Annotated in this window: 15 protein-coding genes; 6 read left to right on the top strand and 9 right to left on the bottom strand. The window is 73.6% G+C overall.

Annotated features, from left to right (window positions below; genetic code table 11):
* Positions 1-16 precede the first annotated feature (16 nt).
* Positions 17-745, bottom strand: coding sequence for a DUF2470 domain-containing protein (locus tag ABT008_RS16960; protein ID WP_502890442.1), 729 nt, complete (start codon positions 743-745; stop codon positions 17-19).
* Positions 746-777: 32 nt separating this feature from the next.
* On the opposite strand from ABT008_RS16960, the gene rpsD reads away from it, so the two are divergent.
* The 4 genes from rpsD to ABT008_RS16940 all read left to right on the top strand — a co-directional run bounded on the left by rpsD (position 778) and on the right by ABT008_RS16940 (position 4,202).
* A complete protein-coding gene (rpsD, locus tag ABT008_RS16955; protein WP_350697163.1) occupies positions 778-1,386 on the top strand; it encodes a 30S ribosomal protein S4 in 609 nt (202 codons plus the stop codon).
* A 130-nt stretch (positions 1,387-1,516) separates the two neighbouring features.
* The gene (locus ABT008_RS16950; protein ID WP_350697162.1) at positions 1,517-1,822 is read left to right on the top strand and encodes a DUF6403 family protein; all 306 of its coding nucleotides are present in this window, start codon (positions 1,517-1,519) and stop codon (positions 1,820-1,822) included.
* Positions 1,819-3,180, top strand: a complete 1,362-nt coding sequence (locus ABT008_RS16945) for a hypothetical protein (protein WP_350697161.1) — start codon at positions 1,819-1,821, stop codon at positions 3,178-3,180. The genes ABT008_RS16950 and ABT008_RS16945 overlap by 4 nt, the downstream gene beginning before the upstream one ends.
* Positions 3,177-4,202, top strand: coding sequence for a hypothetical protein (locus tag ABT008_RS16940; protein WP_350697160.1), 1,026 nt, complete (start codon positions 3,177-3,179; stop codon positions 4,200-4,202). The genes ABT008_RS16945 and ABT008_RS16940 overlap by 4 nt, the downstream gene beginning before the upstream one ends.
* Here the strand turns inward: ABT008_RS16940 and ABT008_RS16935 are convergent.
* Positions 4,143-5,663 carry a DUF2207 family protein gene (locus ABT008_RS16935; protein ID WP_350697159.1) on the bottom strand — a complete coding sequence of 507 codons (1,521 nt, stop codon included), beginning with the start codon at positions 5,661-5,663 and terminating at the stop codon, positions 4,143-4,145. The two genes, ABT008_RS16940 and ABT008_RS16935, sit on opposite strands and share 60 nt — an antisense overlap.
* Positions 5,663-6,259: a LemA family protein gene (locus ABT008_RS16930; RefSeq protein ID WP_350697158.1), complete on the bottom strand. Its 597-nt coding sequence runs from the start codon at positions 6,257-6,259 to the stop codon at positions 5,663-5,665. The genes ABT008_RS16935 and ABT008_RS16930 overlap by 1 nt, the downstream gene beginning before the upstream one ends.
* Positions 6,260-6,487: 228 nt before the next feature.
* Between ABT008_RS16930 and ABT008_RS16925 the strand changes: the two genes are divergently transcribed.
* Complete coding sequence (locus ABT008_RS16925; RefSeq protein ID WP_350697157.1) at positions 6,488-8,521, top strand: NAD(+) synthase; 2,034 nt, start codon at positions 6,488-6,490, stop codon at positions 8,519-8,521.
* Positions 8,522-8,690: 169 nt separating this feature from the next.
* Positions 8,691-9,107: a cold-shock protein gene (locus ABT008_RS16920; protein WP_350697156.1), complete on the top strand. Its 417-nt coding sequence runs from the start codon at positions 8,691-8,693 to the stop codon at positions 9,105-9,107.
* 3 nt (positions 9,108-9,110) lie between these two features.
* Here ABT008_RS16920 and ABT008_RS16915 read toward each other — a convergent pair whose 3' ends face one another.
* The 6 genes from ABT008_RS16915 to ABT008_RS16890 form a co-directional block, all read right to left on the bottom strand.
* A complete protein-coding gene (locus tag ABT008_RS16915; protein WP_350697387.1) occupies positions 9,111-9,989 on the bottom strand; it encodes a metallophosphoesterase family protein in 879 nt (292 codons plus the stop codon).
* Between the two features lie 75 nt (positions 9,990-10,064).
* On the bottom strand, positions 10,065-10,742 hold the full coding sequence (locus tag ABT008_RS16910; RefSeq protein ID WP_350697155.1) for a hypothetical protein: 678 nt from the start codon (positions 10,740-10,742) through the stop codon (positions 10,065-10,067).
* A gap of 90 nt (positions 10,743-10,832) precedes the next feature.
* Positions 10,833-12,386, bottom strand: coding sequence for an MFS transporter (locus ABT008_RS16905; protein WP_350697154.1), 1,554 nt, complete (start codon positions 12,384-12,386; stop codon positions 10,833-10,835).
* A 91-nt stretch (positions 12,387-12,477) separates the two neighbouring features.
* A complete protein-coding gene (locus tag ABT008_RS16900; RefSeq protein WP_350697153.1) occupies positions 12,478-14,769 on the bottom strand; it encodes an FtsX-like permease family protein in 2,292 nt (763 codons plus the stop codon).
* A complete protein-coding gene (locus ABT008_RS16895) occupies positions 14,766-15,458 on the bottom strand; it encodes an ABC transporter ATP-binding protein (RefSeq protein ID WP_350697152.1) in 693 nt (230 codons plus the stop codon). The genes ABT008_RS16900 and ABT008_RS16895 overlap by 4 nt, the downstream gene beginning before the upstream one ends.
* Positions 15,455-15,985, bottom strand: coding sequence for a PadR family transcriptional regulator (locus ABT008_RS16890; protein WP_350697151.1), 531 nt, complete (start codon positions 15,983-15,985; stop codon positions 15,455-15,457). The genes ABT008_RS16895 and ABT008_RS16890 overlap by 4 nt, the downstream gene beginning before the upstream one ends.
* Positions 15,986-16,277: the final 292 nt, after the last annotated feature.

Genomic DNA, 16,277 nt, shown 5'->3' with positions numbered 1-16,277 from the left:
GGCGGCCGGGGTGGGGTCACGGGTGCGGGTGGACGCAGGTGGGGCAGCCGGGCTCGACGCCGAGCAGGCCGGCCAGCCCCGCGCCGACGTCGTCCGGCCCGGTGAGCGGCGCGGCGAAGGCGAGTCGGACGTCGCGGTGCCCCTCGGGTACCTCCAGGCGCAGCACGATCCCGTGCCGGTCCAGCCGCAGCGGGTGGACCCGGCCGGCACCGTCCCGCCGGTCGGCCGGCACCAGGCGGATCAGCCCACCGAGCGCCTCGGGGTGCGCGGCGTACAGGTGGCGCAGCAGCTCGGCCTCGTACGGGGCGAGCGGGTCGGGATCGGCGGCGGCCAGGTCGTCCGGGTCCACCGTGGCCTCGCCGTCGGCGTCGACGAGGTCGGCGGTGGCGAGCGCGAGGAAGGCGGTGACGTCGCCGCCGTCGAGGTCGTCCAGGGTGAGCCAGCCGGTGAGCGTGGCGCGGGCACGGACCCGGTGACGGGCCGGGAGCGGCGCCAGGTCGGTGATCTCGACCAGGGCCGGCACCTCGCCCGTGTCGAGCAGGTGTCGGGCCAGTTCGGCGCGGGCGGGCAGCGCCACCCGGAGCAGCCCGTCGGCGTCGAACGCGTGCCGTCCGATCAGGTCCGCGCGGTGGCGGGTGGTCCGCAGGCGCAGCGAGTCCGCAGCGGCGAGCAGCGTACGCAGTCGCTCGGCCGGTGTGGCGGTGGTCGCCGCCAGGGGTGCCTTGCTCAATGCCCCACCTCCCATTAGGTTAGCCTTACCTTACTAGAGAGGTGATGATGAACCAGTCCCGCCCGAAGATCAAGCGCTCCCGCCGCCTCGGCATCCCGCTCACCCCGAAGTGCGTGCGGTACTTCGAGCGCCGGCCCTACCCACCCGGTGTGCACGGTCGGGCGCGGACGAAGGAGAGCGACTACAAGGTCCGGCTGCTCGAGAAGCAGCGCCTCAAGGCGCAGTACGACCTGCGGGAGAAGCAGCTCCGGCTGGCCTTCGAACGCGCCGTGGGCCGTCCGGGCAAGACCGGCGAGGAACTGGTCGTCGACCTGGAGACGCGGCTGGACGCCCTGGTCCTGCGCGCCGGTCTGGCCCGCACCATCTACCAGGCCCGTCAGGCCGTCACCCACGGCCACGTCAATGTCAACGGACGGCGGGTGGACCGCCCCTCCGCGCGGTTGCGTCCCGACGACGTGATCGCGGTCCGCGAGGGCAGCCGCGCCAAGACGCCGTTCGTGGTGGCCGCCGCCGGTGCGCACGCCCCGGAACGGACCGCCCCCTATCTCGACGTCGACCTGGCCGGGTTGACCGCACGGCTGATCCGGTTGCCGCAGCGGGCCGAGGTGCCGGTGCGCTGCGACGAGCAACTGGTCGTCGAGTACTACTCCCGCTGACCGCAGCGGTCCGGCCGGCACCCCTAGCGGGCCCGGCCGGACCACCCGGCACCAGGGGTGGCCTGCGACGAGCTGGCACCGGTGCGCTAGACAGGTAGCCGTACCGACCCCCCTCGGATGGCGGGAGCACATGTCACCATCCCTGCTCACCTGGATCTCCGGCGGCGTGCTGCTGCTGGGTGCCGGAGTCCTCACCACCCTGCTACCACGCCTGCGTACGCGCCGGCAGGACCGCCTGGTGGCCTGGTCGACCGCGCGGGCCGCGATCGACAGCGCCACGGTCAGCCGTGACGCGACGAGCGCCCGCGTACCCGAGGCGGACGGCCTGCTGACCCGGGCCGAGCTGCTCGCCGCCGACCACGGCGGCGTCACGGCCGCCCGCGCCGCGGCCGACCTCGCCCGCCGCGCCGACGAGCTGTGGCAGGCGCAGCGGTGACCGCGCCCCGGGGCATCCGACGCACCGAACCGCTGCGCTGGGCGCTGCTCGCCGTCGCGGTGGTCGTGCTGGCGGTCTTCCTGCTCGCCCAGCAGCAGAGCATCGACGTCAGCTACGGCCAGTCACCGGCGGTGTCGAAGCAGGTCGAGGAGGGCTCCGCCGGTGAGCTGAGCGACGCGACCGTGCCGTCCACCGAGGAGATGACCGCCCTGGTCGACGCCGACCCGGTGGTCCGCCTGCCGGGCGCCGTCGCCCGGTGGGACGAGCAGCGGGTGCGGGAGGCGATCGGCGACGACGACACCCGCATCCTGGTCGCACCGCCCGGCCTGGACGAGGAGGAACGCAAGCGGGTACGGGAGGTCAGGAGCGCCACCGTCCGGGTGATCGGCACCCAGGTCAGCGGCGGCATGTTCCAGGCCACCCCGGACACTCTGCCCGGTTGGCGGGCCCAGTTCGCCACCGGTGACGTCACCGGCCAGTTGGTCACGCTGATCACCGCGCTGCGCAAGGTGCCGCGCCCCGCCGGTGAGGACACGCTGCGCTGGCGCGACCCGAGTCGGACGGAGCTCGACACGATCACCGCCGACCTGCGCGCCGACGGGCTGCACATCGCCGAGGGCTCCACGCTGCGCCAGGTGCCGCAGGACGCGCGCACCGCCTTCCCCGACGGCGCGTGGTACGTCGCCCTACCCGCCCAGCCGTACGGCGAGACGCTTCCGGCGTACGGTCCGGCGCTGCACCGGCTCTTCCCGGACCAGCCGCTGGTGGTGATGTACGGCAGTTGGATCGAGTACCACGGTCCGGGCGCGGCGGACTTCGCCGAGCTGGCCGCGACGAGCTTCTACGCCCACTTCGGCGACCGGCTCAGCCGCTACGACTACCCGCAGCAGAACGTGCTCGGTGTCTACCTGGGCCGGGTGACCGACATCCGCTATGCGGGCCTGTTCGACCGCCCGCTGCCCTACCGGCCGCTGGATCCGCTGCGGGTGGCGCTGCCCGCCCTGCCCTGGATCTTCGCGGCCTGCGTGGCGGGCTTCCTGGTGTTGTCGATCCGGTCGCTGCGCCGCTCCGGCACCCGCCCGGGTGATCCGCAACGCGGTGGCGTCCGGGCCCGGCTGACCGGGCTCACCGCGCTCGCGGTCGAGGCGTCGCTGCTCACCGACGCGCGCAGCAACCCCGCGTTGACCCGGGGCATCGGCAGGCTCGAAGCGGCCCGCCGGGCGCTCGACGAGGGACTCCCGGACCGGCACGTCCGGAAGTTGCTCGACGACGCGACGGCGGAGCTGGACGAGACCGCCCGGCTGACCGGCATCCCCGGTTACCGCCCCGACCTCTACCTGCAGGGGAGGCTGTCGTGATCGCCACGCTGCGGCGCGGCCTCGCCGCCCTGGTCGGCACCACCTTCGGCTGGGCGGTGCTGGCCTGCCTGGTGCTGGCCGGGTGGGCGCTGTGGTCGGGCGGGATCCTGGACGGCCCGATCGCCCGCGAGGTCCGCGCCTCGTCGATGTACGTCGCCCCCGGGGTGGACCTGGACCGGCCCGCCGCCGAGCGGGTCATCGGCAACCGCCGGCTGGTGGTGCTGTTGATGGCGCCCGGCGACGACCTGCGGGACGCCTGCGGCCAGACCCGGCAGGCCGCGAAGGGGACGCTGGTGCTGGCGATGAGCCGCGACGGCGACGACTGGGACACCTACGGCTGCTCGCGCATCCCGCAGCGGGACAGCAAGGACTTCGGCCGGGCGATGGTCGCGGAGACGGTCATCAGCCGGGGCGTCGACTCGTTCGTGGACCAACCGGTGGAGGCTCTCAAGGTCGTCGTGGTCAACTACGACCTGCTGGTGCGCGCCGGCACCGTCCCCGACGGGGCTCGGACGATCAGCCCGTCACTACCCCGGTACCTGCTGGCCGGCGCGGCGATCGGCGGCGTGGTCGCCGGTGCCACGGCGCTCTGGTTCGCCGGGCGGCGGGCCGGGCGGCTGGCGTCCCAGCGGCGACGCCGACGCGACGAGCAGGCCGACGAGCGCAGCGCGCTCAGTGCCGCGGCGGCCGGGCTGGCGCAGCAGATCGTCGACCTCGACCAGCGGTACGGCAAGCTCTCCGCCCGCAGCACCGGCCGGGGGTACGCGCGGCTGGTCAGCGACTACACCCGGCTGCTCGGCGAGCTCTCCGACGCCGGTGGGGGCGATGTCACCGTGCGGCGGTTGCGCGAACGGGTGGACGAGCTCGCCAGGCGGGCGACCATGCTCACCCAGGAGGCGGCGGCCCGGACCGGGAACGGTGCGCAATCCGGCGGCCGGTCCGACACGGACCACCGGCCGGCGTCACGGCGTGGCGGTCGGCGGGGGCGTCGGCGCGACCGGCCCGGTTCCACCACCGGCTGAACCGCTGCCCGGCCCGGGCGACTCGACGGCGTCGGGCACGGTCGTGCCCGTGGTGTGCCGGGAGCGGCCGTGCCCGACCACGGACAGCGCGACCACCCGCCGGGACCAGGGCCGCACCCGCAGGGTCACCACGTCGCCGTCGTGGCAGCGGGTCGCCCACTCGCTGGGCAGTCCCCACGCGGTGGTGCGGTCGGCGGTGCCGTCGTCCACGGCCAGGTAGTGCAGCCAGGGTCGGGGCGGGCGGTTCTCGCCCTGGGCGGCGCTGCGCCACACCTCGATCCAGAGCACCTCGCCGGTGACGGTGCGCTCGGTGGCCAGGTCCACCAGGGTGCGGACCACGGTGTGCAGGCCGGAGAGCAGCACCAGGACCACCACCACGGTGACGCCGTTGCGCACCAGGTCGAAGATCCGTGCGGCCTGGTTCGCCGTGGACAGGGTGAGGTCGAACGTGGGGCCGAAGGCGTCGAGCAGGAAGGCGCCGACGGCGATGCCGATCGCGCCGCTGGCCAGCAGACGCGGCACCGACCGGCCGTAGCGGGGCAGCAGCCGGGGGTAGCGGACGCGTATCCGGTGCCACCGGCCGCCGTACGACGACCAGACCGAGGTGCGGTCGCCCAGGCCGAGGTCGAGCACCGCGCTGGCCAGGCGGGTGGCCCCGACGGCGGCACCGTAGCCCAGGTAGCGGTCCCAGATCGCCACTGCGGCCGGCGGCAGTTCGTCGAACTGCTCGTGCCCGCGCAGCCAGTCCCGGACACCGAGCCAGTGCGCCGCCACCTGGCGACCGAGCACCGTGTCGCGTTCACCGGGCGACTTCCCGGCGACCGTCGAGAGCAGGACGAACGCGGCGATCCCGGCGACGAACGCGTGGACGCCCTCCAGTTGGTTCCAGTTCGCGTGGTGCAGCGTCGCCAGGCAGACCACCACGGCGGCGGTCACCGCCGCGCCGACCAGCAGACTGGTCACGCGCGGACCGAAGCGCCGCCGGGACAGGCCAGCGGCTCGGGCGTCGGCGATCACCTGCCCGTGCAGTCGCCTGTTCCACGCCCGGGCTCGGGCCTCGTCGCGAGAGGTCAGCGCGGTCAGCGGCAGGACGCCGTCCACCGCCAGTGCGCGGACCCGGTCGAGCACCAGACGCTCGTACGGGCGCAGTCCGGCCTCGTCCGGCGCACCCGCCGGCAGGTGGACGGTGCTCTGCCTCGGGTCGTCACCGGGTTGGCGGATCTCCAGGAAACCTCGGGCGGCGAGGTCGAGCAGGGTCGCCTCGGCGGCGTCCTCGGTCAGCGACCAGCGGTTGACCAGCAGGTTGACCACGGCGGGCGGTTCGGCGCCGAGATCCGGGGTGGCCGGCGCGGGCGACACGGTGGCGGGCCGGGTGACCCACCGAACGACACCGTAGAGCAGCAGCCATCCGGCGAGGGCGCCCAGGCCCACCGCCAGGTCGAGCAGAAGACGGGGGTCCATCACGTGCCGCCGCCCGGGAAGCCGACTCCGACGGCACCACGCTCGCCCGGCCCGGCCTCGAAGTAGTCCCGCGTGCGGAAGCCGGCCGCACCGGCGATCAGGTTCGTGGGCACGGACTGCACGGTGGTGTTGTACGTCTGCACCGCGCTGTTGTAGAACTGCCGGGCGTAGGCGATCCGGTCCTCGGTGCGGGCCAGTTCGGCCTGCAACGCCGCGAAGTTCTGGTCGGCCCGCAGGTCCGGGTACCCCTCGGCGAGCGCGAGCAGCCGACCGACCGCCTCGGTCAGCACGATCTCGGCACCGGCCCGACCGGTGACTCCGGGCGTGGTGGCGGCGGCCAGCGCACCGCTGCGGGCGGCGGACACCGCCGTCAACGCGTCGCGCTCGTGTGCCGCGTACCCCTTGACCGTCTCGACGAGGTTGGGGATCAGGTCGTGCCGGCGGCTGAGCTGCACGTCGATCTGGGCCCAGGAGGCCTGCACCTGGTTGCGGCGGCGGACCAGACGGTTGTAGGCGATCATCGCCCACCCGAGCACGGCGGCCACCAGCAGGCAGAGCAGCCCGCCGACGAGACTCGCCACGACGCCACTGCCCATTCCCCGCCCCTCCGCACCTGCGCGCCGCGATCTGCGGTGACCGGCGCGAACGCGACGGACCCCGGTGTCGGCGGCCCGGCCGGTCCGATCATGAGGATCGGACCCGGCGGGTGCAATCAGGCGAACGGGTGGTGACCGGGTGGAACCGGTCGCTCACCCGGCGGTGTCGATGGCGCGCCCCGGTCGGGTGCCGGCCGGGGCCGGGACGGGTTCGGCGATGATGGGGCGGTGAACTTCCGCTCCGTCTACCAGCACGGGTTCGTCCGGGTCGCGGCCTGCACCGGGCGTACGCGTATCGCCGAGCCCACCGCCAACGCCGAGGCCGTCCTGCGGCAGGCCCGCCGGTGCGCCGCCGAGGGGGTGGCCGTGGCGGTCTTCCCGGAACTGGGCCTGTGCGGCTACTCGATCGAGGACCTCCTGCTCCAGGACGCGGTGCTGGACGAGGTGGAGACGGCGCTGGCGCACCTGGTGGCGGAGTCGGCGGAGCTGCTGCCGGTGCTCGTCGTCGGCGCGCCGCTGCGGCACCGGGGCCGGGTCTACAACTGCGCGGTGCTGGTGCACCGGGGTCGGGTGCTGGGCGTGGCGCCGAAGTCGTACGTCCCGAACTACCGGGAGTTCTACGAGGCCCGGCAGATCGGCGCGGGGGTCGACGAGCGCGGCGGGACGATCCGGCTCGGCGGCACCGAGGTGCCGTTCGGGGTGGACCTGCTGTTCACCGCCGAGGACGTGCCCGGCCTGGTGCTCTACGCCGAGGTCTGCGAGGACCTGTGGGTGCCGGTGCCGCCGAGCGCCGAGGCGGCGTTGGCCGGCGCGACCGTCCTGGTCAACCTCTCCGGCAGCCCGATCACGGTGGGTCGGGCCGAGGACCGTCGGCTGCTGTGCCGGTCGGCGTCGGCCCGTTGCCTGGCCGCGTACGTCTACGCGGCGGCGGGTCTGGGCGAGTCCACCACGGACCTGTCCTGGGACGGCCAGACGATGATCTACGAGAACGGCGTCCTGCTCGCCGAGACCGACCGGTTCCCGGCCGACGAGCGGCACGCGGTGGCCGACGTCGACCTGGACCTGCTGCGGCAGGAACGGCTCCGGATGGGCACCTTCGACGACAACCGGCGGGCGCACGCGGAACGCACCGGCGGCTTCCGCGAGGTGCGGTTCCGGCTGGAGCCGCCGACCCGGGACCTGGGGCTGCGGCGGCGGGTCGAGCGGTACCCGTTCGTGCCGTCCGACGCGACGCGCCTGGCGCAGGACTGCTACGAGGCGTACCACATCCAGGTCGCCGGCCTGCACCAGCGGCTGGCGGCGACCGGCGACCCGAAGGTCGTCATCGGGGTCTCCGGCGGTCTGGACTCGACCCATGCGTTGATCGTCGCCGCGCGGGCGATGGACCGGGCGGGCCGCCCGCGCAGCGACATCCTCGGGTTCACCATGCCGGGCTTCGCGACCAGCGCGCACACCCGGGACAACGCCCACAAGCTGATGCGCTCGCTCGGGATCACCGCGGCGGAACTGGACATCACCGCCACCGCGCGGCTGATGCTCCAGGAACTCGGCCATCCGTTCGGTGCCGGCGAACCGGTCTACGACGTGACGTTCGAGAACGTGCAGGCCGGGCTGCGCACCGACTACCTGTTCCGGCTCGCCAACCAGCGCGGCGGCATCGTGCTCGGCACCGGCGACCTGTCCGAGCTGGCGCTGGGCTGGTGCACGTACGGCGTCGGCGACCAGATGAGCCACTACAACGTCAACGCGGGCCTGCCGAAGACCCTCATCCAGCACCTGATCCGGTGGGTGATCGGCAGCGGCCAGTTCGACGAGGAGGTGGGCGAGACGCTGCGCGCGGTGCTGGACACCGAGATCAGCCCGGAACTGGTGCCGGGCGCGGAGCTCCAGTCCACCGAGAGCACCATCGGCCCGTACGCGTTGCAGGACTTCACCCTCTTTCATGTGCTGCGCTACGGCTTCCGGCCGTCGAAGATCGCCTTCCTGGCCTGGCACGCGTGGCACGACCCGGCGGCGGGGAGTTGGCCGCCCCACTTCCCCGAGCACAAGCGGGTCGGCTACGACCTGCCGGAGATCCGCCGCTGGCTGGAGGTCTTCTGCCGCCGGTTCTTCGGCTTCGCCCAGTTCAAGCGCTCGGCGATGCCGAACGGCCCGAAGGTCGTCGCCGGTGGTTCGCTGTCCCCGCGCGGCGACTGGCGGGCGCCGTCGGACAGTTCGGCGCAGGTGTGGCTGCGCGATCTCGCCCGCTGGGACGCGCACTGAGTGGACGGTGTGGACCCCGGCCCGGACGATGGTCCGGACCGGCCACCGGACGTAGGCTGCACTCACCGAGGGCTTCCGCTCCACCGCCGCCGGTGAGCGGCGGCGGGCCGGCACGGGGGCGGGGCGCGGGGTACGACGGCGGGTGGCGGTTCAGCGGAGGGAAAGTGTTGTGGCGGTAGGGCGCGTGGTGCGGTTCGACGAGGTGAAGGGGTACGGCTTCATCGCCCCGGAGGAGGGCGGCGAGGACGTCTTCGTCCACGCCAACGACCTGATGGAGGGCAAGCAGGCCATCACACCGGGCACCCGGGTGGAGTTCCAGATCAAGGAGGGCGAGCGGGGCCTCAAGGGCTACGACGTGCGGGTCGTCGCGTCGGAGCGTCGTCCCGTCGCCGCCCCGGTCGCGACCGCCGACACCGAGGAGTACGACGAGGACGCCACCTGTGACGTGCTCTCCGCCGCAGCGCTGCGCGCCGAGGTGACGGAGGCGTTCATCCAGGCCGCCCCGGATCTCACCGCAGGTCAGATCGTCCGGCTGCGGGACCAGGTGATCAGGATCGCCACCCGGCACGGGTGGACCGAGGGCTGAGGGTCAGCCGGCACGCCCGCTGCCGACCTCCGGCGTACGGGTCGTGGGCGCGCCGCCGAACACCACCGTGCGCGGCAACTCGGGTCGACCGCCCCGTGGCTGCCACTCGCGCGGGTAGCCCAGCGACACCTCCTGGAACGGCACCTCGTCGTGCCAGGTCGTCCGGGGGATGTGCAGGTGACCGTAGACCACCGCCGCCGCCCGGTAGCGGACGTGCCAGTCGGCGGTCAGCTCCGTACCGCACCATTGGGCGAACTCCGGGTGGCGCAGCACGTCGGTCGGCTCGCGGACCAGCGGATAGTGGTTGACCAGGACGGTCGGCAGGCTCGGGTCGCAGGCGTCCAGCCGCTGCCGGGTGTACGCCACCCGCGCCCGGCACCACGCGTCGCGGCTCGGGTGCGGATCCGGGTGCAGCATGAACTCGTCGGTGCAGACGATCCCGGTGGCGTACGCCCGTGCCAGCGACTCCTCCTTGGTGGCGGTGCCGGGCGCCCGGAACGAGTAGTCGTAGCCGACGAAGAGCGGGGCGACGACCACCGGCCCGCCGGCGCCTCGCCAGACCGGGTACTCGTCCTCCGGGGTGTGCACGCCGAGCGTGCGGCACAGCTCGACGAGGTGGTGGTACCGCTGCTCGCCGCGCAGGTCCACCGGGTCGTGCCGGGGGGTCCACAGTTCGTGGTTGCCCGGTGCCCAGACCACCGTGTGGAAGCGCTCGGTGAGTGTCCGCAGCGTCCACTCCACATCGGCGTACGCGTCGCCGACGTCCCCGGCGACGAGGAGCCAGTCCTGGTCGGAGCGCGGTCGCAGCTCCGCCGCGATCTGCCGGTTCTCGGCGTAGCCCACGTGCAGGTCGCTGACCGCGAGAAGCGTGCCGGCACCCATGTCCTCGTCCACCCCCGGTCTGCGGCCTGTCGCCGCCCGCAACGGTAGTCCTCGCGGCGGCGGGCGCACAGCCCGTCAGCCGCCGGTGCCCTCTGCGGCGCCGTCGGGCGTGAGGGCGCCGTCGGCCTCACCGGCGTCCAGGTGCACGTGCTGGTGGCCGTTGCCGGCGTCGATGTTGATCTGGTCGAGTTGGGTCGCGGCCACCGACCAGGTGGTGGCGGCGAGGGTGGCCTGACGGGCGGCCAGCGCCAGGTGGGCGGGCCGCAGGGCGTCGGGGGCGGACGCCGCCAGGGCCACCAAGTCGACCGCGACGGTGGCCTGGGCCACCGCGCTGCGCAGGCCGCCCCGGGCGACGTTGGTGGCGGTGGTGCCCGAGGGCGGGTCGGCGTACTGCTCGGTGAGTTGGCGCATGGTCTGCCGCCACTGGTCGAGCTGCGCCGCTTCGGGAGCCCGGCCGGACTCTCCGTTCTCCCGCACGGCGACCAGGATCGGGGCCATCTGTTGGCCGGTCCGGCGCGCCAGGTCGGTCAGTTCGACGATCTGGCGCGCGTCCCGTTCGACCTCCGCCGCGCGCATCTCGGCGATCCGCGAGTCTGTGTCGTCCGGCCGTCCCAGGGTGAACCCGACCAGCCCGCCCACCAGGGCCACCACCAGCACTGCCGTGACGGCACCGAGGATCGACCAACCGGAGGTCCGCGCTGCCGAGGCCGGCGGGGTCGCCAGGTAGGAGGGCCTTCCGGTACGACGGGACATGGCCACCCCTCGGGATCGACGACGATTCGCTCGGAGCGTAGCCCGTATATCACAAGCCGTCGATACTTCTGCGCACTGCGGCGTCGACTTTCACTCGGCGGACACGAAAGCCTGCCGGCGTCGTTCGGCGCGCCGCCGCAGCGTGACGGCGACCAGCAGCGCCGTACCCGCCATCAGCACGGCGCTGGCCACGGCGGCCAGCCGGAACCCGTGCACGAACGACTCCCGGGCGGCGGCGAGGAGCCGCTCACCGACCTCGGCGGGCAGGCGGTCGCTGGCGGCCAGGGCGGCGGTGAGGTTGTCCCGCGCGGCGGTCGTCGCCTCCGGACCGGCCTCGGCGGGGACCGCCGTGGCCATGTCGTGCCGGTAGACCGCGGTGATCAGGCTGCCGAGCAGCGCGATGCCGAAGGCACCGCCGAGTTGCGGCGCCGTGGCGGAGATCGCCGCCGCCGCTCCGGCCCGCTGCGGCGGTGCCGCCCCGACGACCATGTCGGTGGCGAGCGCCATCATCGGCCCCAGTCCGGCGGAGACGACGACCGCCCCGGTCACCAGGACCGCCAGTCCGCCGACCTCGACCTGGGTGAGCAGACCGTAGCCGATCGTGGCGAGCGCCAGACCGGTCGCGGTGACGGTGGCCGGGTCGACCCGGCGGGCGATCCGTGGGGCCAGCGTGGACCCGACGATCACGCCGATCGCCGAGGGCGCGGTCCACATGCCCGCCGCCAGCGGGGACAGCCCCTGCACCAGTTGCAGGTACTGCGCGATGGCGAGGTTGGATCCCCACAGGACGAAGATGCCGAGCGCCAGGGTGGCGGCGGCGACGGTGAGTCGGCGGTCGGCGAAGAGCCCGAGGTCCAGGAACGGGTCGGGTCGGCCGCGCTGCCGCCGGACGAACAGCACGGCGGCGACCAGGCCCACCGCGACCGCCAGCAGCGACGTCGGGTGCACGCCGTCGGCGGCGATCCGTTTGAGCCCGTACACCACCGGCAGCACCGCGCCGAGCGACAGCAGCGCGCTGACCAGGTCGAGTCGGCCGGTGGCGGCACGTCGCTCGGGCAGCAGTGTCGGCCCCACCACCAGCAGCACCAGCATCACCGGTACGCCGAGCAGGAACACCGAGCCCCACCAGTACCGTTCCAGCAGCCACCCGCCGACCAGCGGCCCGACCGCCGTACCGCCGGAGACGCTGGCGATCACCACCCCGATCGCCACCGCCCGCTGCCGTGCGTCGACGAACATGACCGTCACCAGGGAGAGGATGGCCGGCATCAGCGTCGAGCCGGCGACCCCCATCAACGCCCGGGCGACGATCAGCAGTTCCACGGTGGGGGCGTACGCCGCGGCCACCGAGGCGACGCCGTAGCCGGCGGCGCCGAGCAGCAGCATGCGGCGTCGTCCGATGCGGTCGCCCCACACTCCCATGGTGATCAGGGAACCGGCGAGCAGGAAGGCGTAGACGTCGACGATCCACAGCAGTTCGGTGCTGTCGGCCGAGAGGTCCCGGCCGATCGTCGGTAACGCCAGGTGCGTCACGGTCAGTTCCAGCGAGGCGAGCAGGGCCGGCAGGGCGAGCACCGCGAGCCCGCACCACTCTCGCCGTCCCGCCGCACGGCGCGGCGGCGCCGCATCCATCGGGGTCGTCATGGAGCCGAGCGTCCACCCTCAACCGAACTTCAGGTCAAGCGGATTCGCGGCGTGCCCCGAGCCGCGCCGCGAATCCGCTGGTGACTGACGGCTACTCGCTGCGTAGCCCCTCGGCCCGGGTCAACCGCCAGAGCAGTGGCAGGCTGGCGGCGGTGACCACGAGCACGAGCACGGCGGCGGTGCCGGACACTCCGGCGATGGCCGCCCAGTTGACGCCGACGGAGATGCCGGCGACCGACTGGAGCAGGGCCGCCACCGCGCTTCCGGTCACCACCGCCAGCAGCATGCCCAGCGTCACCGGGATCGCCACCTGATAGAGCACCGACCCGGAGAGGCTGCGGCGGCGCGCACCGAACGCGCTGAGCACCGCCAACGGCCGCCGCCGCTCGCGGAGCTGTTCGAGAATGTTGACCAGCATGCTCGCGCCGATGACCAGCAGCAGGACGACCGCGCCGATCTGCAGTGCCTGTTGGTATCCGGCCAGTACCGAGGAGGTGCGGCGTTCCTCGAACGTCTGCACCACCGCCGTCGGGTCCACCTGCGCGACGGTGTTGCGCAACCGCTCCACCGTGTCCCGGTCGGCCGGGTCGTACGCGACGAGCACGCTGCTCGGATTGACCGGCGGCACCTCCACCGCTCCGGGGGTGAGCAGGAAGTCCGCCACGACCATGGTGGAGTACTGCAGGACCGTGGGGACCTCGGCGGGCACCGTCCAGCGGATCGGCGTGCCGTCGTCGTCGAAGGTGAGCGTGGTGCCCGCCTCCGTCGACGCGCCGCCCGGGCCGGCGAAGCTGTCACCGTCGGCGCAGGAGGGCAGCTCGGCGTACTGGCGCAGGGCTGCGCAGTCGGCGATGTAGACCCGGTGGACCTGCGCCGCGTCCGGGGCGGTGCCCAGGTCCGCCAGCCCGCTGGTGGCCCGGACCCCGACGGCGCCGGCCAGCACCTCGGCCCAGGTCCGCGCGGGACCGTCGGGCGTGCCCCGCTCGTACACGAAGACGACGGCCTGGAAGTCGTCGTCGGGACTCAGGTCGCTCGCACTGTACGTCTGTGCCGCGCCGAGCACCCCCTGCACGGCGATCACGCCAGCCACCGACACCGCGATGCCGGAGACAGCCCGGACCGCGGTGTCGCTGTCCAGTTGCAACCGGCGTACCGCAAGCTGCCACGCCACGCCGCCACCACCCAGCCGCCGCACCGTCGCCTGCACCAGCCACGGCAGCAGTAGGACGACGCCGACCAGCAGCAGCGTCGCCCCGGCGGCGAGCTGCAGCTCCACCAGCAAACCGCCGGCCTGCTCGGGGAGACCGCCGAGCAGTGGATAGAGCAGGAGGAGTCCGACCAGTGACGGCAGCGGCCGCCACCAGAACCGACGGTGCCGCTCGCCACCGCGCCGGACCACGCCGAGCGGCTCAATCACCACCCGCCGCAGCGCGGAGAGGGTGACCAGGACCGCGACGGTCGGCACCAGCACCACGACCAGCAGCGCCAGCACGGGCACCGGACGCAGGTCGGCGGTGAAGAAGCTGAACCCGGGCGGCAACAGGGCGCCGGCCACCCCACGGACGCCAAGGAATCCGAGCGCCCCGAGGGCCAACCCGAGCACCGCGCCGACCAGGCTCTCCCCCGCCGCCACCCGCCGGGTCATCGCGCTGTCCGCGCCGACCAGCCGGATCGCGGCGAGTTGGCGGTCGCGGGCCTCACTGCCGAACCGGACCGCCGTGGTCACGAAGATCATTACCGGTAGCAGCAGGACCACCAGGCCCAGCACGCCCAGCACCAGCAGCACCGGAGGCACTCCCCCGGACTCCTGCGGGCCATCGCCGCCGTACGCGTCGATCCGCAGGGCGCCGAGGGTCTCCTCGTCCACCTGCTCCGAGTTGAGGTAGAAGAATCGTTCGCCCGGGCCGGTCAGCCCGTCGGGGCCGATGGTGCCGACCACCCGGCCGCCCCACCGCTCCCGCAGCAACGCGCCGTCGGGCGAGTCGAGCAACTCGGCCAGGGCCGGCGAGACGACCATCTCCCCCGGGGCCAACCGGCGATCGACACCGGGTGGCAGCGGCGTCCGCTCCCCCTCCGGCCGCACCAGCCAGCCGTTGACGTCGGTCCCCCGGTAGCGGGACTCCACGTCCACGGTCAGCAGGGTGTCCGGCCCGGGTGCGGACACCACCGGACCCGGCAGGCGCGCCGCCTCCCGGTCGCCCCGCGCGGCGGCCAGCGTGGGCAGGGCGGCGGCGGTCAGCAGCAGCACCACCCCGAGGCCCACACCGACCGAGATCAGGGCCAGTCGGGCCCAGCCGGACCGGCCGCCCGCCACGCTGAGCCGTACCCCCAGCGCCAGGTCGTCCAGCCAGCCCACCGCGCCGCGCCGCGTCCCGGCGCTCATCGGACGTGCGCCGGGGTGCGGACCTTGCCGTCGCGCACCACGACCTCCCGGTCGGAGTACGCGGCCACCCGCGCCTCGTGCGTGACGAGCACGACCGCGGCGCCGGTCTGCCGGGCCGCCTCGACGAAGAGCCGCATCACACGCTCGCCGTTGAGCGAGTCGAGCGCGCCGGTCGGCTCGTCGGCGAAGATCACCCGAGGGCCGGTGATCAGCGCGCGGGCCACCGCCACCCGTTGGCCCTGGCCGCCGGAGACCTCGCCGGGGCGCTTGCCCGCCACGTCGTCGACCTCCAGCCGGGCCAGTGCGTCGCTCGCCCGACGTGCCGCCTCCCGCCGCCGTACGCCGGACAGCCGCAACGGCAGCGCCACGTTCTCCAGGCAGGTCAGCTCCGGGACGAGCTGCCCGAACTGGAACACGAAACCGAACTCGGTCCGCCGCAGCGCGCTGCGGCGCTGGTCCGACAGAGCGACGACGTCCTGCCCGGCATAGCGAACCCGGCCGGAGTCCGGCGCGACGATCCCGGCCAGGCAGTGCAGCAGGGTGGACTTGCCGGAGCCGGAGGGGCCCATCAGGGCGAGCACCTCACCGGCGTGCACCCGCAGCGACGCGCCGTCCAGCGCCGGGGTGGCGCCGTACGTCTTGACCAGTTCCTCCGCCTCCAGCAGCGGTGCGTCCGTTCCGGGGTTCATCGCGTCTCCTCTCGCACCTGCGCGCGGAGCTGGTCCAGCCGGGCGGCGGTCAGCTCCAGCCAGCGCAGGTCGGCTTCCAGGTGGAACAGGGCGTGGTCACAGACGAGCTGGTCGGCCAGGTCACCGGCGAGCTTGCGCTGGGTCAGCTCCCGCATCTGCGCCAGGTGCGCGGCGCGCTGCACGTCGAGCAGGTCGGCCGCGTCACGGTCGGTCAGCAGCGCCAGCACGACCTTGGTGTAAAGCTTGCTCTGGAGATAGACCTCGGGCTGCTCCGGTCGGGCCAGCCACTGCTCGACGTCGGTGACGCCGGCCTCCGTGATCGCGTACCGCTTGCGGTCCGGGCCCTCGCCGGGCTCGGACTGGACCTCGACGAGACCGTTCTTGAGCAGGCGCGCGAGCGTGGCGTAGACCTGCCCGTAGTGCAGCGACCGACCGCGACCGAACTGGTCGTCGTAGGAGCGCTTGAGGTCGTAACCGTGGCGCGGGCCCTGCTCCAGCAGCCCCAGTAGGGCGTAACCGACAGACATGAACGCCACTATACACGCGGGCTATACACACAGTGTCTACACCCGGTTCGGCGTCGGCCGACGGCGACTTCACCCAGGTCGGCGAGCGACCCCGACAGACGTAGGAGTCATATATCGAAATCTTTGAACACCCGTCGGATGACCGGTCGTGAGCTGGGCCGTAGCGTCGACGTGATCCACCTCGCAAGGAGACGGACACGCACCGTCACCGGATTGCGAGCGTCGCACCCCCGTGACGGACCGCCACGTCGGTAGTGGATCGGCGCTCCGTGCTGTCCTTTCCACCCCCGAA

Origin of the sequence: Micromonospora sp. NPDC002389 (genome assembly GCF_040296095.1) — a bacterium.
Lineage (GTDB): Bacteria > Actinomycetota > Actinomycetes > Mycobacteriales > Micromonosporaceae > Micromonospora.
This window is presented reverse-complemented; position numbering and strand designations above follow the sequence as displayed.

Bases quoted from the DNA above. Each gene is read 5' to 3' on its own strand.
- ABT008_RS16960 (WP_502890442.1), bottom strand. From the start codon at position 745: ATGGGAGGTGGGGCATTGAGCAAGGCACCCCTGGCGGCGACCACCGCC.
- rpsD (WP_350697163.1), top strand. From the start codon at position 778: ATGAACCAGTCCCGCCCGAAGATCAAGCGCTCCCGCCGCCTCGGCATC.
- ABT008_RS16950 (WP_350697162.1), top strand. From the start codon at position 1,517: ATGTCACCATCCCTGCTCACCTGGATCTCCGGCGGCGTGCTGCTGCTG.
- ABT008_RS16935 (WP_350697159.1), bottom strand. From the start codon at position 5,663: ATGGACCCCCGTCTTCTGCTCGACCTGGCGGTGGGCCTGGGCGCCCTC.
- ABT008_RS16930 (WP_350697158.1), bottom strand. From the start codon at position 6,259: ATGGGCAGTGGCGTCGTGGCGAGTCTCGTCGGCGGGCTGCTCTGCCTG.
- ABT008_RS16915 (WP_350697387.1), bottom strand. From the start codon at position 9,989: ATGGGTGCCGGCACGCTTCTCGCGGTCAGCGACCTGCACGTGGGCTAC.
- ABT008_RS16910 (WP_350697155.1), bottom strand. From the start codon at position 10,742: ATGTCCCGTCGTACCGGAAGGCCCTCCTACCTGGCGACCCCGCCGGCC.
- ABT008_RS16905 (WP_350697154.1), bottom strand. From the start codon at position 12,386: ATGACGACCCCGATGGATGCGGCGCCGCCGCGCCGTGCGGCGGGACGG.
- ABT008_RS16900 (WP_350697153.1), bottom strand. From the start codon at position 14,769: ATGAGCGCCGGGACGCGGCGCGGCGCGGTGGGCTGGCTGGACGACCTG.
- ABT008_RS16895 (WP_350697152.1), bottom strand. From the start codon at position 15,458: ATGAACCCCGGAACGGACGCACCGCTGCTGGAGGCGGAGGAACTGGTC.
- ABT008_RS16890 (WP_350697151.1), bottom strand. From the start codon at position 15,985: ATGTCTGTCGGTTACGCCCTACTGGGGCTGCTGGAGCAGGGCCCGCGC.